The organism is Streptomyces sp. NPDC012474 (assembly GCF_042955185.1).
Taxonomy (GTDB): domain Bacteria; phylum Actinomycetota; class Actinomycetes; order Streptomycetales; family Streptomycetaceae; genus Streptomyces; species Streptomyces cahuitamycinicus.
In genome coordinates, this window is record NZ_JBIBEP010000021.1 from 149,786 (window position 1) to 172,306 (window position 22,521).

The following is a 22,521-nucleotide window of genomic DNA, read 5'->3' on the forward strand; positions in this document are numbered from 1 at the left end:
TCTCCTCGTGGGGGTGGGTGGGGGGTGCGTCGTGCGATCCGTGGGCCGGTTCACGGCGTGGACAGCTCGAACCGCGTGATGCGGACCGCGCCGCCGAGTGCCTGCGTGGCGCGCCAGTCGTTGCCCAGGGAGAAGGCGGGGCCGAGGCGGGTGAAGGTGGTGCCGTCGGTGCTGTAGGAGAAGGTGCCGGGGCGGGCCGCGCCGGGGCGGATGTCCGCGCTCGCGCGCAACCAGAGGCGGCTGCCCGGCACGACCGCGCTCGCGACCTCCCTGCCGGTGCCGGTGGTGTTCCAACTCCCCTCCATGGTCAGCCCGTTGACCATCACCACCCGCGTCACGCCGCCCTCACGCCTGACGCCGATCCAGGCGGATGAGTCACGCAGCAGCGCGAGCCCGGCCCGGTCGCCGTCCCGCATGGCGGAGTGGTCGAGCTGGACCGTGGCCGTCGAGGTGGGGCCCTGGATGCGGTGGGTCAGGGTGTTGCGGGCCCAGTAGAGGTCGTTGGTGACGGTCGCCGTCCGCAGGGTCAGTCCGTTGCCGGCCGACCACTTGGTGTTGTCCGGGTTGTGGTTCCACTCCCATCGCGGTTTCAGGACCGGGCCGTCGAAGGTGTCGACGCCGGTCATGGGGGGCACCGGGCGCGGAGGAGGGGGCACGGCCGGGCCGGGGTACGAGGTGCCCCACGCGCCGTCGACGAGCTGTACGACCGGCCAGCCGTCCGGGGTCCAGGTGACGGGAGCCAGGGCGGGCATCCGGCCACCGGGGTAGGCGTCGACGAAGGCCAGGTAATACCAGGCGCCGCTCTGCGTACGCACGAGCCCGCCCTGGTGCGGGACACCGCCGCCGGGGATCGGCCCGCGCAGATCGAGGAGGACCTGCCGCATCGTGTACGGACCGAAGGGGCCGCTCGACGACTTCAGGATGTACTGGCCGTTCGCCGGGCGGGTCAGGAAGATGTAGTACTGCCCGTTGATCTTGTAGAAGCGGGCGCCCTCCAGGGTGCCGACGCTCGACGGTGTCGTGAACACCTGCCGGGTGCGGACCTGGGTCCGGCCGTCGGGCGAGAGCTGGGCCACACTGATGGTGGTGTTGCCGTACGCCACGTACAGGGTGTCGTCGCTGTCGACCAGCAGCCCCGCGTCGTAGTAGGGGGTGCTGATCGTCGTCAGTCTGTTCCACGGTCCCTCGGCGGCGGTGGCGGTGTAGACGTATGTCCGGGCGAAGTCGATCTGGCCGAGCCAGTAGAAGGTCCTGTTGCTCGGCCGGTAGGCCAGGGAGGACGCCCAGATCCCCCTGACGTAGCCACGGGCACCGTTGAGGTCGTACTTGGCGCCGAAGTCCAGCACGGGCACCGAGTGACCGGCGATCTCCCAGTGCACCAGGTCGTACGACCGCAGGACGGGCGCGCCCGGCGAGTAGTGCATCGTCGAGGCCGAGGCGTAGAAGGTGTCACCGACGCGGATGACGTCGATGTCCGCGAAGTCCTGCCAGATCACCGGGTTCGTGTAGGGCGCCGCGGTCGCGCGGTCGGGTCCCCGGGCGGAGGCGGTGCCGCGGGGCGCGGCCGGAGGGAGCAGCACGCCGGCGGTCAGGCCGGTGGCGGCCGTCAGGGCGTGGCGACGGGACAAAGCTTGATGAGGCCATGACATGTCCATGTGTGGCGTTCTCCCCGCGTGGTTCGGCCGTTGCGTGGTGTGGCGTTACCGGGAGGTGCCTTGCTGTGTACGAGTGCAGTGCTGCATCTGTTCGGGATGTCGAACGGGCAGCGACTTGTCGAGCACTCTGGATGATAGGAGGCCCGTGCGGCTCGTCAATCCTTGTCGCAGGATTCGATTCACAAGGCGAAACATTCGAAGCCTCGTTGTCGAATAGCGGCAGGTCGGTCGCCTGCTCCGGGGAGGTGTCCGTCGCGCTGGGATGATCGGGCCTGCGTCTCGCGTCCCCGGCCCTGCGAGTTTCCGAATGGCATGCGAAATTTCGAACCCCGGTAGGCCGTGTTCCGGTTCGGCGACGGCAGCTTGCGAAGCGCTACCCCCTACGCGTCTGCGCGGCACGCGTCGGCTGCTGCCTGAACGGGGAACAGCGGCCCCGTACCCCGAGACCGGCCGCTTCGAGCCGCCGTACGGTCACTGAGAACCGCCGAGTGCTGTTCCGTGGTGAGGCCGTGGCCGCCGGGGCACTCGCCGATGCGTGATGCCGTGGCCGACGCCCTGGCGGCCCGGAACGGCCCCGGCCCGGGTTGAACGCCACGCCGCCCGCCGCCCGGGCCGCCATGCCGCCGTCGGGCCGCTGCCCCGGGAGGACGGCAACGGCCGCTGATCCGGACCGTCAGCGGACGAGCACACCGGCCACCGTGCCCACCCCGGCGGCGCAGGTCAGGACCGCGCAGGCACCGGCCGCGTGTCGCCGCAGCAGGGCCCTCCGGAGCTCGGCGTAGCGGCTCTCGTACTCCTCCCGCAGCTCTGCGGCTCGTCGCACGGTGCCGAGCATCAGCTGCCGGGTGACATCGAGGCGCCGGCGAATGTACTGGGCGGTGAGTTCCTCGGCCTGGGCCGTGGTCAGCCACGGCATCCGCGCGCAGAGATCCTCGGCCTCCTGCTGCGCCTGGTGGCGGTGGGCGTGGGCGAGAAGGTACCCCTCGGTCTCGTCGGCCAGGACGCTGCTCGGCTCACCGGCCGGTGTCACGCGCCTGCCGCGTCTCACCGCCGGTCGCCCTTGTGCCCCTCGGCGTCGAGCACATCGCGCCGCCCGGTGTTCTCCGCCTCGTCGAAACTCGCCAGGTCCGGGTGACGCAGGTCGAAGGCGGGGGACTCGGAGCGGATCTTGGGCAGCGTGAGGAAGTTGTGGCGGGGCGGCGGGCAGGACGTGGCCCACTCCAGGGAGCGGCCGTAGCCCCAGGGGTCGTCGACCTCGACCTTCTCGCCCTTCTGCGCGGTCCGCCACACGTTGTAGAGGAAGGGCAGGGTCGACAGGCCGAGCAGGAACGCGCCGATCGAGGAGACGGTGTTGAGGGCGGTGAAACCGTCGGCGGCCAGATAGTCGGCGTAGCGGCGGGGCATGCCCTCGGCGCCGAGCCAGTGCTGCACCAGGAACGTGGTGTGGAAGCCGACGAACAGCGTCCAGAAGTGGATCTTCTCCAGACGCTCGTCGAGCATCGTGCCGGTCATCTTCGGCCACCAGAAGCTGAATCCGCCGAACATCGCGAACACGATGGTGCCGAACAGCACGTAGTGGAAGTGAGCGATCACGAAATAGCTGTCGGTGACGTGCCAGTCGAGCGGCGGGGAGCCCAGGACGACGCCGGTCAGGCCCCCGAAGAGGAAGGTGACCAGGAAGCCGAGCGCCCAGAGCATGGGTGGTTCGAACGACAGCGAGCCCCGCCACATCGTGCCGATCCAGTTGAAGAACTTCACACCCGTCGGCACGGCGATCAGATACGTCATGAAGGAGAAGAACGGCAGCAGTACCGCTCCGGTGGCGAACATGTGGTGCGCCCACACCGTCACCGACAGCCCGGCGATGGAGACGGTGGCGCCGACCAGACCCGTGTATCCGAAGATCGGCTTACGGGCGAAGACGGGGATGATCTCGGTGATCACCCCGAAGAACGGCAGCGCCAGGATGTACACCTCGGGATGGCCGAAGAACCAGAACAGGTGCTGCCACAGGACCGCACCCCCGTTCTCGGCGTTGAACACCTGGGCCCCGAAGCGCCGGTCCGCCTCCAGCACGAGCAGCGCGGCGGCCAGGACCGGGAAGGCCAGCAGCACCAGCACCGAGGTGAGCAGCACGTTCCAGGTGAAGATCGGCATCCGGAACATGGTCATGCCGGGGGCGCGCATGCAGATGATGGTGGTGATGAAGTTGACCGAGCCGAGAATGGTGCCGAAGCCGGACAGCGCCAGCCCCATGATCCACAGGTCGCCGCCGATGTGAGGGGTGCGCTCCCCGCCGCTGAGGGGGGTGTACGCGGTCCAGCCGAAGTCGGCGGCGCCCTGCGGAGTGAGGAAGCTGCCGAGCACGATCAGGCCGCCGAAGAGGAACAGCCAGTACGACAGCATGTTCAGCCGCGGGAAGGCCACGTCGGGCGAGCCGATCTGCAGCGGCATGACCGCGTTGGCGAAGCCCGCGAAGGTGGGCGTCGCGAACAGCAGCAGCATGATCGTGCCGTGCATGGTGAACGCCTGGTTGTACTGCTCGCTGGAGACGATCTGCAGTCCCGGTCGGGCCAGTTCGGCCCGGATGAGCATCGCCAGCGCCCCGGCGACCAGGAAGAAACCGAACGACGTGATCAGATACAGGTGCCCGATCTTCTTGTGATCGGTGGTCGTCAGCCAGGAGACGACCACCTTCCCTCGGCCGCGGCGCTCCACCGCGGGTACGGGCGCAACCGGTTCAGTATGTGTCGCCATCAGTCCTCGATCGCCGGCAACGGTGCACGGGCGGTGATCCGCCCCGGAGGAACCTATTGCTTCCGGTTCGTCACCCTTGCCTGCCGTCGAGTGTCCTTCGGCCGAATGGCGGAGTGATCCATTCGACCGAGCGGTGGGGTCCGACCGAGCGGTGGGTCAACGCCGTTTGCGCACGATCGCGGTTGCCGCGAGGGAAACGAGGAGGCCGCTGAGTCCGGTGAGTCCGGTGAGAATCCTCTTCATCACGGCGGAAGGGAGGACCGGCCCGAGCCCGTCACGTATCCGGTCGTAGAAACTGAGCCGCACACCCGGCAGCGCGTTGCCGGGCGGCCGTCGCGGGACGACGGGTTGGGGGTGCGTGGGCGCGGTTCTGCGGACCGACTCCCACGCGGTGCCGATCCGGCGCAACGGGCTTCGTCCAGGGCTTCTTTTCGGTGTAAGCGTTTTCTGTGTCTGTGTCACGTTTTGTTCCGGGCCGGGTGCGGCACTCGGTAGGCCACGGGCCGGTCCCCGGAAGATGGCCGGCCGCGTGCGGTGCGCCACCCGCGCGCCGGAATCCGGCCCGGCGCCGGGCGGAACAGAGGGTTCGATGACGACGATCGGCGTGGAAGAGGAGTACCTGCTGCTCGACCCGGTCACGGGCCTGCCGGTACCTCAGGCGGACAAGGTGCGCGCCGCGGCGGGCGTGGGACATCTCGTGACCGACCAGGAGGTGCAGTACGAGCTGCTCCAGGCACAGGTCGAGGTCGCTACCCCGGTCTGCGACACCCTGGAGGAGGTCGGCGGCCACCTGCTGCGGCTGCGGCACGCCGTCGGTGTGGCCGCGGAGGAGCACGGCTGCCGGATCGGGGTCTGCGGCACACCGCCGCTGCGGCACGGCCGCCCCATCGCCGTCACCGACCAGGCCCGCTACCGGGCCATGGTCACCCAGGCGCCGCAACTGGTGGCGGAACAACTGGTCAACGGCACGCATGTGCACGTCGCCGTTCCCGACCGGGAGGCGGGCGTCCAGGTCCTGAACCGGATCCGCTTCCGGCTGCCGACACTGACGGCCATGGCCGCGAACTCCCCGCTCTGGGACGGCCACGACACCGGCTTCGCGAGCTGGCGCACGGTGATCTTCAGCCGGTGGCCGGTCAGCGGCATGCCCCCGCACTTCCAGGACGCCGCCGACTACGACCGGCGCGTGGAACGGCTGGAGGAGTCCGGTCTGATCTCCGACACCGGTCAGCTCTACTGGCAGGCCCGGCTCTCGGCGACCTACCCCACCATCGAGGTGCGGTGCCTGGACGTCCAGTTGAGGGCGGACGAGGCGGTCATGCTCGCCGCGATCATCCGGGCTCTCGTGGAGACCTCACTGGCGGAAGCGGCCGCCGACATGCCCCTGCCCGACTGCGCGCCCGAACTGCTGCAGGCCGCCATGTGGCACGCCGCCCGCCATGGGCTCGGCGACACCCTGATCGCCCCGGACGGCACACCGCACCGCGCCGGCGACGTGCTCTACGAGTTCCTGCGGCACGTCGCTCCCGCCCTCGACGCGTCCGGTGACAGCCGTCAGGTCACCTCCCTGATCCACCGGCTGCTGCAGGACGGGACCGGCGCGGACCGGCAGCGCGCCGCCCTCGCCCACGGCGGTCTGCGCGCGGTCACCGAGCTGGTCAGCGCGCAGAGCACGATGCCGTGACGCAGCGGAACCGGTCTCAGGCCGCTGCCGCGAACGCCGCGGCGACGGCGGTGTCGGCGCGGGCGTGGACGACCAGTCGCGTGCCGGCGGTGTCGGCGTTCGCCTCGAGCGCGCGGCGGACGGGCGCGCTGTGCGTGGCCACCGACAGCAGCGTGCCCAGCCGGCCGCACAGGCGGTGGACGCGCAGGACCACGCTGACCACCGCGCCCCGGGCGGCCGGCTGCGGTGGCCCATGCGGTCATGACCGCCCCCGGCGGCGCACTTTGCGGTCATGACCTGACCGCATCCCGTGCCACGGTGATCGTGGACGCCGCCCGGGCACCTGGACCGCGGGTCGGCACACGACGCAAAGGCCGAGGTGCACCGATGACCGTTCTCGACGCCCGGGCGCTCAACCGCGCCACCCTCGCCCGGCAGTTGCTCCTCGCCCGCGCCGACCTGCCGGTCCTCGACACCGTCGCGCACCTGTGCGGCCTTCAGGCGCAGGAACCGCAGGAGCCGTTCCCCGGCCTGTGGTCGCGGTTGCGGGCGTTCGACCCGGCGGAGCTGTCGGAGCTGCTGACCGGGCGGCGCGTCGTGCGTACCCACCTCATGCGCCGCACCGTCCATCTCGTCACCGCCGACGACGTCGTCGCCTGGCGTGCCCGCCATGACGGCATGCTGCGCCAGCGGGTCCTCGGGGTCTACCGGCGCGAGCTCGACGGGGTCGATCCCGGAGAACTCGCCGCGGCGGGCCGGAAGGTCCTGGACGACGGCGAGCCGCGCTCCATGCCGGAACTCGCGCGAGCCGTCGCCGGCCGCTGGCCCGCGCCGGGGCCCCGGCCCCTGGGCGAGATGCTGGTCGCAGCCCTCCTCCCGACGGTCCAACTGCCGCCGCGCGGACTGTGGCGCACGAAAGCCGGAGTGCGCTACGCGCTCATCTCCTCCTGGCTGGGGCGCGAGGTCGACCCGCCCGCGACGGACGGCTCCGACCCGGTCGGCCAGGCGCTGGTGCGGCGCTACCTGACGGCCTTCGGCCCCGCCGCCTCGGCCGACCTGCGCGCCTGGTGCGGCCTCGCCGGACTGCCCGCCGCGGTCTCCGCCCTGCGCGAGGAACTGGTCGCCTTCCGCGACGAACGCGGCCGCGAACTGCTCGACCTCCCCGACGCGCCCCGCCCCGACCCCGACACACCGGCGCCCGTGCGGTTCCTGCCGGCGTTCGACAACGCGATCCTCGGCTACCACGACCGCAGCCGCATCATCGACGACGCGCACCGCCACCTGTCCGTCGCAGGTGAGCGCGTCGTGCTGGTCGACGGCAGGGTCGCCGCGACCTGGACCGTCGAGGCGGACACGGTGCTGGTGAACCCGCTGCGCCGCTTCTCCCGGTCCGACCGCGGCGCCGTCGCCGAGGAGGGCCGCGCGATGGCCTCCTTCCTCTCGGGCGACGAGAGCGACCGGGTACGGATCGCGGCCTCTCCCGTGTGAACCACGTTCCTCACACCCTCGCGGTGAGCGGCCCGGCACTGATCGGCGAGCGTCAGCGGCAGTCAGGCGCACACTGGAAGGGTGCTGCCGGTGCTCAAGAGGGGGTGTCGGCCCATGAAAGCGTCAGAGCGGGTGACCGTGCGGTGGTGGCGGTGGCGACGCAACGCGCTCAAGCGGCGCGTCGACGTCGTCGAAGCCTGGGTCGTGCTCGCCGGCTGGGTGCTCGCCCTGCTGGGCGGGCTGGTCGCCGGGACGATGGCGGCGGGCACGGTCGAGCGGGCCGCCGAACGCCAGCGTGCCGAGACCCGCCGGGTCACGGCGGTGGTCGTCGAGGACGCTCCCGGCCCGTCCCCGGCCCGTACGGCGAGCGACCACCGGGTGTGGGGCAAGGTGCGGTGGACCGCGCCTGACGGCTCCACGCACCGGGAGGAGGCCCGGGTGGCGCCCAGGGCCCCCGCCGGGAGCACCATCGCCGTATGGGTGAACCGCAACGGTGACATCACGAGCCGGCCGGTGTCCGACGGCGAGGTGTGGCTCCACACCGCGATGGGCGGCGCGCTCGCAGGGGTGTTCGCGGGCGGAGCGGTCCTGTCAGTCGTCTGGCTGACCCGCCTGGCCCTCGACCGGCGGCGCTTCGCCCAGTGGGACGCGGAGTGGGAGCGGATCGACACGCGCAAGGGCTGGAAGACGGGCTGAACGCGGCGGTACCGGCTGTCCCGCCGGGGCTCCTTGCCTGCTCCGGCGGCCCACGAGGGTCCTCACCGGCTGCCCCGGGTTCGCTCAGGTGCGGCCGACCGTGTCCTGGTCGCCGAGTGCCTCGTGCGCGCCCGGGGAGACCGTCGTCCTGCGCAGGTGGGAGCGTGCGGTCAGGCGCGTGGCCAGAGGTTCCGTCCAGCGGGCGGTCAGAGGGCCGAGCAGGACCAGGATGAGGACGTACGCCGTGGCCAGGGGCCCGAGGGAGGGCTCGATGCCGGACGTGACGGCGAGCCCGGCGATGACGATGGAGAACTCGCCACGGGCGACGAGGGTGCCGCCGGCGCGCCAGCGGCCTCTGGGCCCGATCCCCGCGCGGCGCGCGGCCCAGTAGCCCGTGGCGATCTTCGTGGCGGTGGTGACGGCGGCCAGGGCGAGGGCGGGCAGCAGCACGGGCGGGATGCTGGCCGGGTCGGTGTGCAGGCCGAAGAAGACGAAGAACACCGCGGCGAACAGGTCCCGCAGCGGCGCGAGCAGAGTCGTCGCGCCCTCGGCGACCTCACCCGACAGCGCGATGCCCACCAGGAAGGCGCCCACCGCCGCCGACACCTGCAACTGCTGGGCGACCCCTGCGACCACGAGCGTGACACCGAGGACGACCAGCAGCAGCTTCTCCGGGTCGTCGCTGGAGACGAAGCGTGAGACGAGGCGGCCGAAGCGCACAGCGAGGACCAGCACCAGGGTCAGCACGCCCACGGCGATGGCCAGCGTGACGCCGCCCGCCGCCAGGCCCACCCCGGCCAGCAGGGCCGTGACGATGGGCAGGTACACCGCCATGGAGAGGTCCTCCAGGACGAGGATGCTCAGAATGGCCGGGGTCTCGCGGTTGCCCAGCCGCCCCAGGTCCCCGAGGATCTTGGCGATGACGCCCGAGGAGGAGACCCAGGTGACGCCGGCCAGGACGACGGCGGCGACCGGGCCCCAGCCGAGCAGCAGGGCCAGGACCGCCCCCGGCAGGGCGTTGAGGACGGCGTCGAGGAGCCCGGCGGGGTAGTGGGTCCTGAGGTGGGAGACGAGGTCGGTGGCCGTGTACTCCAGGCCCAGCATGAGCAGCAGCAGGATGACACCGATCTCTGCGCCGACGGCGACGAAGTCCTCGCTGGCGCCCAGCGGCAGCAGCCCGCCCTCCCCGAAGGCGAGCCCGGCCAGCAGATAGAGGGGGATCGGCGAGAAGCGGAAGCGCCCGGCGAAGCGGCCGAGCAGCCCGAGCCCGAGGATGAGGCAGCCGAACTCGATCAGGAAGACGGCGGAGGAGTGCATGGCGGGTCACTCCCGCCCGAGTATCGCGGCGGCCGCCTCCACGCCCTCGCGGGTCCCGATCACGATGAGGATGTCGCCGCCGGCCAGCCGGAAGCCCGGGGTGGGGGAGGGGATCGCCTCCGCCCGGCGCAGCACCGCCACGACGGACGCACCGGTCTCGGTACGGATCCGGGACTCGCCCAGCAGCCTCCCGTTCCAGCGCGAGGAGCCGGGCAGCTCGATCCGCTCGGCGACAAGTCCCAGGTCGGTGGTGGACAGCAGGTTCGGCGTGTGGTGCTCGGGCATCAGGGCGTCGATGAGCGTGGCAGCCTCCTCGGACGTCAGTCGCACCGAGAGGTCGCACGCGTCCGGGTCGTCCTCGCGGTAGGCGCTGACCGTCCGGTGCCCGTCGCGGTGTGCGACCACCGAGAGGCGCCGGCCGTTGTCCCGTGTCGTCAGGTCGTAGCGGACCCCTATACCCGGCAATGGAGTGCTGCTGAGGCGTGGCGCGCTCATCTCCGTCCCCCTTCGGTGCCTGCGCGTTCCTGCCTGTGGGGGGCCGCGCCCGGACGAGCGCCCAGATCCGGCCTGTGTCGTTCATCCTAGGCGGCGGGGCGCGACCGTACCCCTTGCGTGGGCTATCGGGACGGCTGCGGGAAGGGGGATGCGGAGGGGACGGGTGTGGCCGTGGGCAGCCGGGCGGTCGCCCCCTCGACCTGCCGCACCGTGCTCTCGCCGGGCCGGTGGCCCGTGCCCGCGCCGGTGGACAGCTGGGACCAGGCCCCCAGGGCCAGGGCGACGGCCGCCGCGGTGGCGACGACCCGTCCCGCGCGCCGGACCTTGGCACGGCGGTCCAGGTCCTGCCACGCCACGCGCACCCACAACTCCTCCGGCTGCCACAGGTCGCCGACGGCGAGCGGGGGCCGCAGTCCCCGCCCCGCCGCCCGCTCCTCGGCGGAGGGCTCCCGGGGAGCGGAGACGCGTATGGCGGACTCGCTGTCCGTGAGGAACCTCAGCCACACGTCGTCGGGGGCCGGGGGGATGCCCGGCGGATCGTGGGGGATTCCCCGCCCGTCATGCTCATCGGTGGTCACGTCCCGTCATCCCCTCTCCGACCGTCGGCCCGCTCGCCGCGCAGCGCAAGATCAGTATGCAGGCCGGGCCCCGGAGCCGCCGCCCGTCCGGTCCCGTACGACGCGTCCGAGACCGAGTTGGAACGTGTCCTGCGGCGGGAGCGCCCGGCCGCGCTCCCGCCCACGGGTCAGACCGCGGCCGGCAGGACGTGGTCTCCGACCTTGTCGGTGCTCAGGCACAGCGAGCAGACGACCGCGTCGTGCGTCCGGCATGCGGCGACGTCCGGCCGCTCGAACTGCTGCCGGCACACATGGCACTCGTAGGTGACGGCGCTGGGGTTGCCGTCCTCGTCCAGGAGGGGCTCGGCGATGCCGTCGTCGGTGCGGCGCAGGTAGTACCTGCCCTTGGTGACCACGGCCATCAGCGGTGTGAGGACGAACGCGATCACGGCCGCGGCGACGGGGGAGTACGGCTGGAGTGTGTCGCCGAGGCCGTGGAAGTACATCGCGATGGACAGCCCCGAGGCGGCGACGAAGGAGACGACCCCGACCGGGTTGACGGCGTAGAGCATGCCCCGGCGGAACTCGGGGGCGTGCGGGGACAGCTTCAGCACGTACTTGTTGATGCCGATGTCGGTGGCCACGGTGACCACCCAGGCGATCGCGCAGTTCGAGTAGAAGCCGAGGATGCCGTTGAGGAAGCTGAACATGTCCGCCTCCATCAGCGCGAGCGCGAAGCCCAGGTTGACCAGGACGAAGACCATCCGGCCCGGGTAGCGCTTCGTGACCCGGGTGAAGGAGTTGGTCCAGGCGAGGGAGCCGGAGTAGGCGTTCGTGACATTGATCTTGATCTGGCTGATCACGACCAGGGCCACGGCCAGCGGGAGGACGATCCAGGACGGCATCATCGCGTCGAAGGCGTATTTGAACTGCTGGATCGGTTCGGGCGCGGCGGAGGCACCGACCTCGGCGATGATGTACACCGCGAGGAACACGCCGATGGCCTGCTTCAGCGCGCCCAGCACCACCCAGCCCGGACCGGCCATCACCACGGCCGTCCACCAACTGCGCTTGTTGGCCTCGGTCTTGGGCGGCATGAAGCGCAGGTAGTCGATCTGCTCGCCGATCTGCGCGATCAGCGACAGGCAAACGCCCGCGCCGAGCAGCACGGAGGCGGTGTTGACGCCGCCTTCCCCGTCGGTGCCCGCGTAGGCGAGGAAGCGGTCGACGCTGCCCGGGTCGGTGGTGACCAGGTAGACCAGCGGGCCGACCATCAGCAGCAGCCAGATGGGGGTGGTCCACACCTGGAGCTTGCTCAGCGCCGTCATGCCGTAGATCACCAGGGGGATCACCATCAGGGTGGAGACCAGGTAGCCCAGCCAGAGCGGCAGTCCGAGGCCCAGCTTCAGGCCCTGGGCCATGATCGAGCCTTCGAGGGCGAAGAAGATGAAGGTGAAGCTGGCGAAGATGACGCTGGTGAGCACCGAACCGAAGTAGCCGAAGCCGGAGCCGCGGGTGATCAGGTCCAGGTCGATGTTGTGGCGGGCCCCGTAGTAGGCGAGCGGAAAGCCCGTCACGAAGATGACGACGGCGGCGACGGCGATGGCGAGCAGCGCGTTGCCGGTGCCGTGGGCCAGGCCGATGCCGGCCCCGATGGAGAAGTCGGCCATGTAGGCGATGCCGCCGAGCGCGGTCGTCGCCACCACCATCGGGGTCCAGCGCCGGTAGCTGCGCGGTGCGAAGCGGAGGGTGTAGTCCTCCAGGGTCTCCTTGACGGCCTGGTCCGTACCCTGCGCTGCCTCCTGCGCGGGTTCCGGCTCGGCGACTTCTGCCAGTCGTGGCTCGGCACTCATGCCAGGCCTCCTTGCTGCGGGTCGGGGACGACAAGGCAGGCACGGTAGGCAGCGGCCGTTACCCCTAAATACTTCCTGCGTGAAGGGAATGTTTCGGAGACATCTCAGCGGGCGCCGGGGCCGTTCGGGGTTCGTCTACGGCACTCCGAGCACGAACAGCACGTACCCCGCGTACGACCCGGAGGCCAGCGCGGCCGTGCCGAGGACCGTGACCAGGGACGGCCATCCGAGCCGGCGCAGCGCGAGGGCGAGCGGGACGAACAGCGGGAAGAGCGGGAGCAGATAGCGCGAGACGTTGCCGAAGTACTGCTGGGTCGTCATCACCATGAGGTAGGACAGGACCGTGTAGACGACGAGCACGGCGGGCGGTCGCAGACGCAGCAGCAGCACCGTCAGCACCGGCACCATCAGCACCACGCAGACTCCGATGACGTCCTCGAAGGGCATCGCGAACAGGTAGTCGAAGTGACCGACAGGGATGGACGTCAGCACGTTGAACGTGTGGACCCCCCAGTCGAACTTGTGGGCCCAGGCGCCGTCCTGCAGCTTGGAGTAGCCGTTGATGTCGCCCATGCGGTAGTTGACCCAGGCGAGGTAGCCGAACAGGCCCGACGGCGCGATCGCCACGGCGGCGAGCGGGCGGCGCACCCCGTCCTCACCACGGCGCAAGGACAGCGCCACGGCCACGGCCAGGGCGGCGACGAGCGCGATGGCGGTGGGCCGGCAGAGCCCCGCCGCGCAGGTCAGCAAGCCGGAGGTGAGCCAGCGGCGGGACATGACGGCGTGACAGGCCCACGCGGCCAGGGCCGTGTAGAGGGACTCCGAGTAGCCCGACCACTCCGTGCCCGAGCCCGGCCACACCGCCCACAGCCCCGCCGCGACCAGACCGGCCCGGTGGCCGCCCAGACGCTTCGCCACGGCGTAGACGCCCAGTGCCGCGACGAACGAGGCGATGACGGAGACCGTCATGCCGGCGCCGTACAGGCCCAGTCCGGTGCACTCCGAGACCAGCCGCATCAGGGTCGGGTACAGCGGGAAGAACGCCGCCGAGTTGCCCTCCAGCGTGATCAGGCCCTTCGCACCCGGGACGGGCTCCAGTGCGGGGTCGTACCCGTGCTCGGCGATCTGCTGGTACCACCAGCCGTCCCAACTGGCCAGGACGTCCCAGGCGTGTTCGCCGCCGCCGAAGCGCGGGTTCTTCTTCCGGAAGTCGCCCGCGGAGTCCAGCAGGTACATGAAGACGGCGAAGCCGGCCAGCTTCAGCACGCCGTACGTCAGCAGCACCGGCCCGTAGCGGATGGCGGCGGCACGCAGCCTCGGCCGCAACTCCCTGGAGCCGCTGGGGACTTCGGGGCGGCCGACGCCGGAGGGTGGGCGGCGCAGCTGGACGGTACTCATGGCGAGGTGGTTCCTGTCGTACGGCGGGCCGGGAACACCCAGGCCCGGAGGAGGAGGAAGCGCAGCAGCGTCGCGGCCAGGTTGGCGGCGATCAGCGTGACCAGCTCGACCCGGTGGCCGGCACCGGGCGCGGTGTGGTGGAGGACGGCCAGCGAACCGCTGGTCAGGAACAGCCCGACCACGAAGGCGGCCAGGCCCTTGAGCTGGTGACGGAGCGCGCCGTCGCGGCCCCGCACCCCGAAGGTGAGCCGCCGGTTGGCCGCCGTGTTGGCGATCGCGCTGGCGAGCAGGGCGAGCGCGTTGCCGGCCTGCGCTCCCGTCGCCGGTCTGAGCAGGGTGTACAGCAGCAGATAGCACAGGGTGCTGGCGGCGCCGACCGCGGCGAAGCGCACCACCTGCCGGGCCAGGCCCGCGGGCAGTTCCCCGTCGAGGTCGCCGCCGCTGCGGCGCAGCGCGGTCAGCGGCAGCCGGCCGCCGGCCAGGGCCCGGCCGATTCGTGCCATGCCCCGCAGATCGGCCAGTGCCGTGGAGAGGATGTGGACCCGGCTGTCGGGGTCGTCCACCCAGTCCACCGGCACCTCGTGGATCCGCAGCCCCGCGCGCTCGGCGATCACCAGCAGCTCGGTGTCGAAGAACCACTCGCGGTCCTCCACCAGTGGCAGCAGCCGCTCGGCGACGTCCCGCCGCACCGCCTTGAACCCGCACTGCGCGTCGGAGAACCCCACGGCGAGCGTGGAGCGCAGCAGCCCATTGTAGCAGCGGGAGATGATCTCCCGTTTCGGTCCGCGCACCACCTGTGAGCCCCGGGCCAGGCGGGAGCCGATGGCGATGTCCGAGTGACCCGAGATCAGCGGCGCGACCAGCGGCAGCAGCGCGGCGAGGTCGGTGGACAGATCCACGTCCAGATACGCGAGCACCGGGGCGCGGGAGCGTGACCACGCCGTGTGCAGCGCCCGGCCCCGCCCCTTCTCGGCGAGCCGGATCCAGTCCGTGCCGGGCAGCTCCGCGGCCAGCCGGGCGGCGATCCGCGGGGTGGCGTCGGTGCTGGCGTTGTCGGCGATGGTGATGCGGAAGGCGTAGGGGAAGGTCTCGCCGAGGTGAGCATGCAGCCGCCGGACGCAGGGCTCCAGGTCGTTCTCCTCGTTGTACACGGGAACGACCACGTCGAGGACGGGTTCCGGGTGGTGCGCGGGCAGGGGCGCCCGCCGGGGCAACGCGGACGGCTCGGGTATCGGGCGGTCGATCAGGGCCGACCGCCGTACGGTTCGCATGGCTGTTTCACGGTCCTCTTCTGGCGCGGGACGGGCCCGGGCGCCGGTTCCGGGCATGCCGAAGGCGCCCGTGGCGGGTGGTGCGGTGAAGGAAGGTTCGGGGCGAAATCGCCCGGGACGGGGAGGGCCGCTCAGGCGGCTACTCGGGGTGGACCGATGCGGAGGGTTCCTCGGAGTCCAGTGGGGACGCAGGGGCCGTCGTGGGCGTCGGGGAGGGCGGCGTCGCGGGCGGCGTCGTGCCGGCCCGGCCCTCGGAGGCCGTGGCTGTCGGCGTGGGGTAGGCGGCAGGCTCGCTCGTCGGCACGGTCGGGGTGCTGCCGTCGGTCATGGTCGCGGGCAGGTTCGTCTCGGGCTGCTCGGTCGGCGTCGTGCTCGGCGCCGGTGGGGCGGTCGATGGCGTGCTGTCCGGCGAGGTCGTCGGGCTCGTCGCCGGCTGCGGCCGGTGGTCGGCGGGCTGCGCCCGGGTGAGCATGCTGGGCAGCAGGGCCAGCCCGACGCTGAGCCCGGCCACCGCCACGGCGGAGCCCCCCGCCTTCCACAGCAGTCGCGACCGGCGGCGGGCGCGGATGCCCGCGTGCAGCCGCTGCCGGTGCTCGGGCTCATAGGGGGTGTGCTGCCGGGTGTCGCGCATCAGCCGCGACAGGTCCCGCTCGAAGTCGTCCATCGGTTCTCCTTTCACCCCACGGGCCTGACGGCGTCGGACAGGATCCGGCGGAGCTGCGCGACTCCGCGCGACGCATGGGACCGGGCGGTGCCCACCGGGCAGCCCAGGGCCTCGGCGACCTGCGCCTCGGGCAGGTCCTCGTAGTAGCGCAGCACCACCGCGGCCCGCTGCTTCGGTGACAGCAGGGCGAGCGCCGCCTCCAGCCGCGAACGCTCCGCGACGGCCGACGACATGTCGCCCGGGTCGGCCCGGTCCGGCAGCTGCTCCACCGGGCGCTCCCCCCACCAGCGCCGCCGCGCCGAGCGGGCCGCCAGCCGCACCAGCACGGTGCGGACGTACGCCTCCGGAGCCTGCTCGGCGATCTTCGGCCAGGCGAACCACAACTTGACCAAGGCCTCCTGCACAAGATCCTCGGCACGCTGCCGATCGCCCCCCGTGAGCAGACGCGCGACATGGAGCAGCGCCGACCAACGGGCGGCCGCGAACTCGTCGAAGCCGTCCGCCCGAACCTGCTCCATCCTCACCGTCCTGCGTCTCAGTGGCCCCCTACACCTCTGAAAAGACGCTGGCCCCCGCCCCACGCTGCACCCCAAGCCTGTGATCCACCTCACTTCACCGGAGGCGAGGCATGGCAAAGGGCCCGTGCACAGGCACGGGCCCTTTCCTGGGCGGGGTGGCTTCCTTACGTGCGGTCACCCTTCGGCTGGGCCGGCTGGTCCGGTGTGCCGTGCGGCGGGGGGCTGTGCGGCTGCGGCGAGGTCGCCGGCGACACGGGAGAGCCTCCCCTGCCGCCCGCCCCCGCTTCGGGGCGCAGGGCGTTCGGGTCGCCGGACGTCGGTTCGGCGCCCCCCTGCAACTGCTCAAGCCGGGAGTCGAGCACCCGGATCACCGGCAGTCGGTCGGCGTGCGACCGCTCGTACGCGAGCAGCTGCTCGACCTCGTCCGCGGACAGCGACCGCACCCGGCTCTCCAGGCTGCCGATCGGCAGGTGGTCGTAGTCGGGCAGTGGCAGGGTGCTGCGGGCGGGATCGGCCATGGTTCTCACTTCCCTGTGTACGACGTGCTGTACGAGCCGGTGGCGGCTCAGCGGCCTCCCGGGCCGCCGCTGCCGAAGCCACCGCTGCTGCCCTCGTTCCAGCGCGGGCGCGTCTGCGAGGCGCTGGTCCGATCGCTCTGGTTGCCGTGCGTCTTCAGCTCGTGCGGCGTCAGACGCTCCTCACTTCTCGGCATCTCGTCCGGCTCACGGCGCTCCAGCGTCTCGCGGACCGGGCCGCCCTCGGGGAGCCTGGGCTGCTCGTCGGGCCGCGGCGGGCGCCGGCGCTTGTGCCGCAGGCCCAGGATGAAGGCGCCCAACAGCAGCGCCACGACCACCAGACCGGTCACGACGAACCCGAAGCCGGGGGCGTCGCCGCCCGCGGCCATCTCCATCCATGCGCTATTCATGGCACGCGGGTACCCCTGGTCCTCTGGCCCTCACCATGAACCCGGCCCTCGCGGCCGACGGGAGCAGGACGCTTGTCGGAGGGTTCTCCGCGGGGACACCGGTTTGACCGGCGCCGACCGGGGCTACCCGCGCGGTGTGACTTCGACGACATCCCAGCAGGAGCTGTTCCGGTTCCTGGAGGACCGTTTCGCTTGTGCGCAGGCGTGCACCGAGTGCGCACGGGCGTGCGCGCTGCGCGCGAGCCTCGTGGATCCCGACGGCACCGAGAACCAGGAACTCGTACGACGCAAGGGCATCATGTGCGCGGAGGTCTGTGACGCGACCTGCCGCGTGCTGTCCGAGCAGAACCAGGTGGACGAGGCAGGCATCCGAGTCCAGGTGGAGTGGTGCCGGACCGTGTGCCTGGAGGCCGCCCACGTCTTCGACCGGCAACCAGGAGCGGAGGACTCGGCGGCGGCATGCCGCGCTTGCGCGCGGGCGTGCACGGACTTCCTCGCCACGCTGAACTGACAACGCCATTCCCTATTTCTGGAACACGTTCTACGGTGTGCGCCGACAGGACCGGCCTTGGGAGCCTGGAGGCGCCGTGCACCTCGAATACACGCCCGAGCAGCAGCGGCTGCGTACCGAACTGCGGTCGTACTTCGCCGAACTGGTCCCGGACCACCTGTACGCCCGGCACGGCGACCCGGCCGCCCAGAAGCGGTTCTACCGCGAGACCATCCGGCGGCTCGGCTCGGACGGCTGGCTCGGTGTGGGCTGGCCGAAGGAGTACGGCGGGCGAGGCCTGACGGCCATGGAGCAGTTCATCTTCTTCGACGAGGCCGCCCAGGCCGGCGTACCGCTGCCGCTGATGGCGCTGAACACCGTCGGCCCGACGATCATGCAGTACGGCACCGACGAGCAGAAGGCGTACTTCCTGCCGAGGATCCTCTCCGGCGAGATCGACCTCGCCATCGGCTACAGCGAGCCGGGCGCGGGCACGGACCTCGCGTCCCTGCGCACCAGGGCGGTACGGGACGGTGACGAGTACGTCGTCGACGGCCAGAAGATCTGGACGACCAACGGCGACACGGCCGACTGGGTGTGGCTGGCCGTGCGCACCGACCCCGGCGCCCCGCCGCACAAGGGCATCACCATGCTCCTGGTGCCGACCACCGCCCCCGGCTACTCCTGCACCCTGATCAACACCCTCGCCTCGCACGACACCACCGCCGGCTACTACGAGAACGTCCGCGTCCCCGTCTCCCGCCGGGTCGGCGCCGAGAACCAGGGCTGGCGGCTGATCACCAACCAGCTCAACCACGAGCGCGTGACCCTGGCCGCCCACGGCACCATGGCGATCCGCGCCCTGCACGACGTGCAGCGCTGGGCGATGGAGACCAAACTCGCCGACGGCCGCCGCGTCGCCGATCTGCCCTGGGTACGGCGCCTCCTGGCCCGCACCCACACCCGCCTGGACGCGCTCAAACTGCTCAACTGGCAGATGGTCAGCGCCGTCCAGGACGGCACCCTCACCCCGCAGGACGCCTCAGCCGTCAAGGTCTACGGCTCCGAGGCCCGGCGCGACGCCTACGCCTGGCTGATGGAGATCGTCGCGACCCCCGGTGTCCTGAAGGAGGGCTCGGCCGGCGCGGTCCTGCGCGGCGAACTGGAACGCGGCTACCGCTCGGCGGTCATCTTCACCTTCGGCGGCGGCAACAACGAGATCCAGCGGGAGATCATCTCGTGGATCGGGCTGGGGATGCCGAGGGTCCGGCGCTGACGGGGTGTGACGAGGCTTTTTCGTTGGCATGAAAGCGGGATAGTTGGCACTGAGCGGAGCGCTCGGCCTGACGCGCGATGGGCTTGGCTGGTTGGCGTCCTAGGCCCGCTGACCTGCTGATTCCGCAGGGCCAGCGCAACTGGGCCGTGCGGCGAGTACGGGTCTCTTCCGCGATGATCGCGCGTACGGAGACGCACAGGGGCTGATTCTGGTCGCAGGCTGCCGCGAGTCGCGTCGCGTAGAGGCTGAGGCGTTGGCGCAGGCGGAATCGTTCGCCGCGGCCGACGTCGGCTTCGTGGAGTGCGCTGGTGCGGGAGGTGAGCAGTCGGGCGTTTCCGCTGCCGCGCTCCTTCCTGACGATGGGGCATTGCGGGTGTTCGGCCCGTGTGACGTCGCTCCAGACGATGATCGAGGCGATGCGGGGATCTGTCGTGGCACGCATGCGCGCGAGGCCAGGCAGCTCTTCGAAGAGGCGGGACCAGTGGGAGGTGTGCAAGCTGAAGTTGCTGGTCACTGGGCTGGTGTGCGTGGGCATCGGGATGCTCGTGCTGGTCGCCGGCAGGTGACTTTGGTGAAGATCGTCGGTCATCGGGCGACTCCGCCGGTTCGTGAGGACCAGCAAGGCCCTGACCAGGGCGGTCGCCCAGGCGGGGTCGGCGTCGGGGCCGCCGTCGTCGAGGCCGACGAATCCCAGGTCGGCGATGGCTCCGAGTCCGACTTCCCGCAGTTTCTGGGTGAGCTTGTCGTGCCGGCAGGCGGTGATCTCCGAGGTGCGCCCGGGGCGGGCCGCCGAGATCCACAGCAGTCGGCCCCGGTCGTCGGTGAGGGCGATCACGAGCAGGCCGTGGCAGGTGCGGACCACCGATCCGTCCAGCAGTACGATGCCGCCGCCCATTCGGGCGATCCCCTTCAGGGCCCGGTCCAGGCGTGGGGCGCGGGCGGCGAGCAGGCCGATGACCTCGCGGACCCATCGGGTCACGGTGGTGCGGTGTACTCCGTTGCCGCCGGCCAGGCCGCCGGGCCGCTGGTCACAGCGCAGCACTGCCGGCACGACGAGTAGCGGAGCGGGAGGTAGGTGTCGAACGCGGCGTCAAGAGCAGAGCCCACTCGATGCGCGACCGCATCCCGCCGATATCGTGTGGCATTTGACGTGCACGGCCGACAGCGCCTGCAACCGACTGAAATAGTAGGCGCCATGAGTGACATGTGGGCCGGCGAGAAGGTACGCCTGCGGGGTGTCGAGCCGGAAGACTGGGAAGACTTTCGTGACCTGGCCCAGAACACCGTCGATGTCCGCAACGCCGACCGGGTCGACCCTCCGCGCTCTGCTGAGAGTTTTCGTTCCTGGACTGCTGAGCGCGCTGGGCGTCCGCCAGGGGGTGAAGCGTTCCGGCTGGTAGTCGAGGTGCTGGCCGACCGTGTCTTCGCAGGGTCTGTGACAGTCGGAGAAACCGACAGCCGTGCGGGACGATTCAAGACGGGAATCGAGATCACCCAGGATCACCGCGGGAGGGGATACGCGACTGAGGCCACCGAACTGGTCCTCACTTACATGTTCGCCGAGCAGCGCTACAACAAGTGTGAGGTAGAGGTCTACGCGTTCAACGACGCCTCCCTTGCTCTCTACCGCAGGCTGGGCTTCGTCGAGGAGGGACGACTTCGCCAGCATGAATTCTTCGCCGGCAGCTACCACGACGTTGTGCTGCTGGGCATCACTGCCGCCGAACACTGGGCCACACACCAGCACCCGTCGGTGCGGTGACCGCGTAGTCCTCGGATCGGAACCGAGCAGCGGACGCGCGGTACGTACGCAGCGAACCAGGAACAGTACTTGAAGGCCGCCAGGTCCCGCGCGCTCGCAGATGAACGAAGAGACAAGAGCGCAGTGAAAACCCTCTCGGTTGTTGCCACCGTCCTCCTCCCGCCCCTGCTTCTGGCCCTGTCCTGCCTGAGTGTCTGAAGACGGTGCGCGGACACACCCCCTGAACCCACCCCAGAGCCAACCCGAGGGGGCACCATAGCCAGCCCGCACGTCAGCTCCAGTTGAATACGGGCGTACGCGGTCGTTCCGACACCGTCTGCGCCGTCCCGCTGGGATGGTCCCTGTGCGCTCCGGGGTGGGCCGACGCCCGCCGCCTCAGCCGCGGGATGCGTAACTCCACCGGCCGCCGTGACCGCGAGCGCCCCGAGCAGGGCCCCAGGACGGCGGCCGGGGCGAGGACGGCCCAGAGGGCGTGTTCGGCATACGGCTGGTTCTCCGTTGCGGGACATCAAGAGTTGAGTCCTGCAACGACCGTCAGCCGGATGGCGATACAGAGGCCATTGCGTCGAGGCGGCAGGGGTGGGCGGTTACCTGGTCTTGAACCGGTCCGGACGCACGAAGTCCAGGCCTTCGATGGTCTGCTTGCCGAGCGCCTCGTGTGCGGCGATGTGGCCATAGCCGGTCGCCATTTTGAAGCCCTTTCCGGAGAACCCGGTGGCACAGTAGATCCTGCTGTTCTCGTCCAGCCAGCCGACGAGGGGATGCCTGTCCTCGGTGAACAGGTCGGGGAAGGCGTCCGAGCGCGCGATGGTGGGGATCAGGCCGGGGAAGAATTCGGTGACGATCTCGGTGACCTTTTCGACTTCTTCCCGGGTGAGTTCCCTGGGCACGGCGTCCGGGTCAGGGGTTGCCCTGGTGCGCCCGGCCACCGGTCCGTCCACTGATGCCTTGACCGTCACGCCGTCGACGGCGGGTGCGCCGTACAGGGAGCGATCCTCGTACCACCGGCTGAAGGTGGGGAAGTTCTCCGGGGAGAACTGCGTGCCGTCCTGGGCGATGAACCAGGTCAAGACGATCCGATGGGTTTCCGTGACGGCCTTGAGGTGGTCGGGCATGAGCCTTCGGGACCAGCCGCCCGAGGCGACGATGACCTTCTCGAACGTCCAGGTTCTGTCGCCCGAGGTGACGACCACGCCGTGGTCGGTTTCGGTGATGCTGTCCACGGGTGTGTTCTGAAGGACGGTGGCGCCGTTGGCCTGGGCCGCCGCGACGGCGGCGCTGACGGCGCGGTCGGTGCGCAGAACGCCGGCGTGGGGGTCGTAGACGGCGCAGTCGTCGGGGCGGAGATTGTGCTGCGGGTAGCGTTCGGCCAACTCCTCCCGGCTGAGGACGTAGTGCTCGGCTCCGGTGACGCGCGTTGCCTCGAGGAGGCTGTTGATGTAGCTGCCGTTCGCTGTCCCGATGGACAGGCCCCCGGTAGGCGTGAGGATGTCCTGCTGCCCGGTTTCGGCTTCGAGCTCGGCCCACAGGCCCCGGGAGCGTTCGATGATGGGGTAGTACTCGGGCCTGCCGAGGTAGATCATGCGGAACAGGCGGGTGTCTCCGCCCACGGCACTGCGGCCGTGGGCGGGGGTGGCTGCCTCGAAGCCCACCACCGAGCCGGACAGCCGTGAGGCCTGCCACAGGGCCATGCTCCCGATGCTCCCCAGGCCGATGACTGCGAGTTGTGCGTCCAT

At 70.9% G+C, this 22,521-nt stretch carries 22 protein-coding genes; 6 read left to right on the plus strand and 16 right to left on the minus strand.

The genetic code is table 11. From position 1 onward, the window contains the following. Positions 1 to 50: 50 nt before the first annotated feature. The 3 genes from ACFY9S_RS34415 to ctaD all read right to left on the minus strand — a co-directional run bounded on the left by ACFY9S_RS34415 (position 51) and on the right by ctaD (position 4,412). Positions 51 to 1,655 (minus strand): family 43 glycosylhydrolase, encoded by a 1,605-nt coding sequence (locus ACFY9S_RS34415; protein WP_391136498.1) that lies wholly within the window; start codon positions 1,653 to 1,655, stop codon positions 51 to 53. 673 nt (positions 1,656 to 2,328) lie between these two features. Next, the gene (locus ACFY9S_RS34420) at positions 2,329 to 2,703 is read right to left on the minus strand and encodes a hypothetical protein (RefSeq protein WP_391136501.1); all 375 of its coding nucleotides are present in this window, start codon (positions 2,701 to 2,703) and stop codon (positions 2,329 to 2,331) included. Beyond that, positions 2,700 to 4,412: a cytochrome c oxidase subunit I gene (ctaD, locus tag ACFY9S_RS34425; protein ID WP_391136504.1), complete on the minus strand. Its 1,713-nt coding sequence runs from the start codon at positions 4,410 to 4,412 to the stop codon at positions 2,700 to 2,702. Before ctaD ends, ACFY9S_RS34420 begins: the two co-directional genes overlap by 4 nt. 589 nt (positions 4,413 to 5,001) lie before the next feature. Here ctaD and ACFY9S_RS34430 point away from each other — a divergent pair. Next, on the plus strand, positions 5,002 to 6,096 hold the full coding sequence (locus ACFY9S_RS34430) for a glutamate--cysteine ligase (RefSeq protein ID WP_391136507.1): 1,095 nt from the start codon (positions 5,002 to 5,004) through the stop codon (positions 6,094 to 6,096). 16 nt (positions 6,097 to 6,112) lie between these two features. On the opposite strand, the gene ACFY9S_RS34435 is transcribed toward ACFY9S_RS34430, so the two are convergent. Then, positions 6,113 to 6,289 carry a hypothetical protein gene (locus ACFY9S_RS34435; protein WP_391136510.1) on the minus strand — a complete coding sequence of 59 codons (177 nt, stop codon included), beginning with the start codon at positions 6,287 to 6,289 and terminating at the stop codon, positions 6,113 to 6,115. A gap of 173 nt (positions 6,290 to 6,462) precedes the next feature. On the opposite strand from ACFY9S_RS34435, the gene ACFY9S_RS34440 reads away from it, so the two are divergent. Both ACFY9S_RS34440 and ACFY9S_RS34445 read left to right on the plus strand, forming a co-directional pair. Continuing rightward, entirely contained in the window at positions 6,463 to 7,563 is a 1,101-nt protein-coding gene (locus ACFY9S_RS34440; protein WP_391136513.1) for a DNA glycosylase AlkZ-like family protein, read from the plus strand. Positions 7,564 to 7,677: 114 nt separating this feature from the next. After that, the gene (locus ACFY9S_RS34445) at positions 7,678 to 8,259 is read left to right on the plus strand and encodes a hypothetical protein (protein WP_391136516.1); all 582 of its coding nucleotides are present in this window, start codon (positions 7,678 to 7,680) and stop codon (positions 8,257 to 8,259) included. Positions 8,260 to 8,343: 84 nt separating this feature from the next. Here ACFY9S_RS34445 and ACFY9S_RS34450 read toward each other — a convergent pair whose 3' ends face one another. From ACFY9S_RS34450 to ACFY9S_RS34495, 10 genes are all read right to left on the minus strand, one after another. After that, positions 8,344 to 9,576 (minus strand): cation:proton antiporter, encoded by a 1,233-nt coding sequence (locus ACFY9S_RS34450; protein ID WP_391136519.1) that lies wholly within the window; start codon positions 9,574 to 9,576, stop codon positions 8,344 to 8,346. A 6-nt stretch (positions 9,577 to 9,582) separates the two neighbouring features. Next, complete coding sequence (locus tag ACFY9S_RS34455) at positions 9,583 to 10,071, minus strand: TrkA C-terminal domain-containing protein (protein ID WP_391136522.1); 489 nt, start codon at positions 10,069 to 10,071, stop codon at positions 9,583 to 9,585. Between the two features lie 122 nt (positions 10,072 to 10,193). Continuing rightward, positions 10,194 to 10,649, minus strand: a complete 456-nt coding sequence (locus ACFY9S_RS34460; protein ID WP_391136525.1) for a hypothetical protein — start codon at positions 10,647 to 10,649, stop codon at positions 10,194 to 10,196. A gap of 167 nt (positions 10,650 to 10,816) precedes the next feature. Continuing rightward, entirely contained in the window at positions 10,817 to 12,481 is a 1,665-nt protein-coding gene (locus tag ACFY9S_RS34465) for a purine-cytosine permease family protein (RefSeq protein WP_391136528.1), read from the minus strand. A 135-nt stretch (positions 12,482 to 12,616) separates the two neighbouring features. Beyond that, positions 12,617 to 13,879 carry a hypothetical protein gene (locus ACFY9S_RS34470; protein ID WP_391136531.1) on the minus strand — a complete coding sequence of 421 codons (1,263 nt, stop codon included), beginning with the start codon at positions 13,877 to 13,879 and terminating at the stop codon, positions 12,617 to 12,619. Further along, entirely contained in the window at positions 13,876 to 15,150 is a 1,275-nt protein-coding gene (locus tag ACFY9S_RS34475; RefSeq protein WP_391136533.1) for a glycosyltransferase, read from the minus strand. Before ACFY9S_RS34475 ends, ACFY9S_RS34470 begins: the two co-directional genes overlap by 4 nt. A gap of 139 nt (positions 15,151 to 15,289) precedes the next feature. Next, positions 15,290 to 15,814, minus strand: coding sequence for a cellulase (locus ACFY9S_RS34480; protein ID WP_391136536.1), 525 nt, complete (start codon positions 15,812 to 15,814; stop codon positions 15,290 to 15,292). Between the two features lie 11 nt (positions 15,815 to 15,825). Continuing rightward, positions 15,826 to 16,332: a SigE family RNA polymerase sigma factor gene (locus ACFY9S_RS34485; protein WP_391136539.1), complete on the minus strand. Its 507-nt coding sequence runs from the start codon at positions 16,330 to 16,332 to the stop codon at positions 15,826 to 15,828. 164 nt (positions 16,333 to 16,496) lie between these two features. Next, positions 16,497 to 16,850, minus strand: a complete 354-nt coding sequence (locus ACFY9S_RS34490) for a hypothetical protein (protein WP_391136541.1) — start codon at positions 16,848 to 16,850, stop codon at positions 16,497 to 16,499. 47 nt (positions 16,851 to 16,897) lie between these two features. After that, a complete protein-coding gene (locus tag ACFY9S_RS34495; RefSeq protein WP_391136544.1) occupies positions 16,898 to 17,257 on the minus strand; it encodes a DUF6479 family protein in 360 nt (119 codons plus the stop codon). A 136-nt stretch (positions 17,258 to 17,393) separates the two neighbouring features. Between ACFY9S_RS34495 and ACFY9S_RS34500 the strand changes: the two genes are divergently transcribed. Both ACFY9S_RS34500 and ACFY9S_RS34505 read left to right on the plus strand, forming a co-directional pair. After that, positions 17,394 to 17,768: a ferredoxin gene (locus ACFY9S_RS34500; protein WP_102912808.1), complete on the plus strand. Its 375-nt coding sequence runs from the start codon at positions 17,394 to 17,396 to the stop codon at positions 17,766 to 17,768. A 76-nt stretch (positions 17,769 to 17,844) separates the two neighbouring features. After that, complete coding sequence (locus tag ACFY9S_RS34505; RefSeq protein ID WP_391136547.1) at positions 17,845 to 19,023, plus strand: acyl-CoA dehydrogenase family protein; 1,179 nt, start codon at positions 17,845 to 17,847, stop codon at positions 19,021 to 19,023. On the opposite strand, the gene ACFY9S_RS34510 is transcribed toward ACFY9S_RS34505, so the two are convergent. Next, a complete protein-coding gene (locus tag ACFY9S_RS34510) occupies positions 18,980 to 20,074 on the minus strand; it encodes a hypothetical protein (RefSeq protein ID WP_391136550.1) in 1,095 nt (364 codons plus the stop codon). The two genes, ACFY9S_RS34505 and ACFY9S_RS34510, sit on opposite strands and share 44 nt — an antisense overlap. A gap of 144 nt (positions 20,075 to 20,218) precedes the next feature. Here ACFY9S_RS34510 and ACFY9S_RS34515 point away from each other — a divergent pair, with 144 nt between their 5' ends. Then, positions 20,219 to 20,785 carry a GNAT family N-acetyltransferase gene (locus ACFY9S_RS34515; protein ID WP_391136553.1) on the plus strand — a complete coding sequence of 189 codons (567 nt, stop codon included), beginning with the start codon at positions 20,219 to 20,221 and terminating at the stop codon, positions 20,783 to 20,785. A 587-nt stretch (positions 20,786 to 21,372) separates the two neighbouring features. Here the strand turns inward: ACFY9S_RS34515 and solA are convergent. Beyond that, positions 21,373 to 22,521, minus strand: a complete 1,149-nt coding sequence (gene solA / locus ACFY9S_RS34520; RefSeq protein ID WP_391136556.1) for an N-methyl-L-tryptophan oxidase — start codon at positions 22,519 to 22,521, stop codon at positions 21,373 to 21,375.

What these genes read in the sequence shown, in the direction of transcription:
- ACFY9S_RS34415 (WP_391136498.1), bottom strand. Translation starts at nt 1,655, where the DNA reads ATGGACATGTCATGGCCTCATCAAGCTTTGTCCCGTCGCCACGCCCTG.
- ctaD (WP_391136504.1), bottom strand. Translation starts at nt 4,412, where the DNA reads ATGGCGACACATACTGAACCGGTTGCGCCCGTACCCGCGGTGGAGCGC.
- ACFY9S_RS34430 (WP_391136507.1), top strand. Translation starts at nt 5,002, where the DNA reads ATGACGACGATCGGCGTGGAAGAGGAGTACCTGCTGCTCGACCCGGTC.
- ACFY9S_RS34440 (WP_391136513.1), top strand. Translation starts at nt 6,463, where the DNA reads ATGACCGTTCTCGACGCCCGGGCGCTCAACCGCGCCACCCTCGCCCGG.
- ACFY9S_RS34445 (WP_391136516.1), top strand. Translation starts at nt 7,678, where the DNA reads ATGAAAGCGTCAGAGCGGGTGACCGTGCGGTGGTGGCGGTGGCGACGC.
- ACFY9S_RS34450 (WP_391136519.1), bottom strand. Translation starts at nt 9,576, where the DNA reads ATGCACTCCTCCGCCGTCTTCCTGATCGAGTTCGGCTGCCTCATCCTC.
- ACFY9S_RS34455 (WP_391136522.1), bottom strand. Translation starts at nt 10,071, where the DNA reads ATGAGCGCGCCACGCCTCAGCAGCACTCCATTGCCGGGTATAGGGGTC.
- ACFY9S_RS34465 (WP_391136528.1), bottom strand. Translation starts at nt 12,481, where the DNA reads ATGAGTGCCGAGCCACGACTGGCAGAAGTCGCCGAGCCGGAACCCGCG.
- ACFY9S_RS34470 (WP_391136531.1), bottom strand. Translation starts at nt 13,879, where the DNA reads ATGAGTACCGTCCAGCTGCGCCGCCCACCCTCCGGCGTCGGCCGCCCC.
- ACFY9S_RS34475 (WP_391136533.1), bottom strand. Translation starts at nt 15,150, where the DNA reads ATGCGAACCGTACGGCGGTCGGCCCTGATCGACCGCCCGATACCCGAG.
- ACFY9S_RS34480 (WP_391136536.1), bottom strand. Translation starts at nt 15,814, where the DNA reads ATGGACGACTTCGAGCGGGACCTGTCGCGGCTGATGCGCGACACCCGG.
- ACFY9S_RS34485 (WP_391136539.1), bottom strand. Translation starts at nt 16,332, where the DNA reads ATGGAGCAGGTTCGGGCGGACGGCTTCGACGAGTTCGCGGCCGCCCGT.
- ACFY9S_RS34490 (WP_391136541.1), bottom strand. Translation starts at nt 16,850, where the DNA reads ATGGCCGATCCCGCCCGCAGCACCCTGCCACTGCCCGACTACGACCAC.
- ACFY9S_RS34495 (WP_391136544.1), bottom strand. Translation starts at nt 17,257, where the DNA reads ATGAATAGCGCATGGATGGAGATGGCCGCGGGCGGCGACGCCCCCGGC.
- ACFY9S_RS34515 (WP_391136553.1), top strand. Translation starts at nt 20,219, where the DNA reads ATGAGTGACATGTGGGCCGGCGAGAAGGTACGCCTGCGGGGTGTCGAG.
- solA (WP_391136556.1), bottom strand. Translation starts at nt 22,521, where the DNA reads ATGGACGCACAACTCGCAGTCATCGGCCTGGGGAGCATCGGGAGCATG.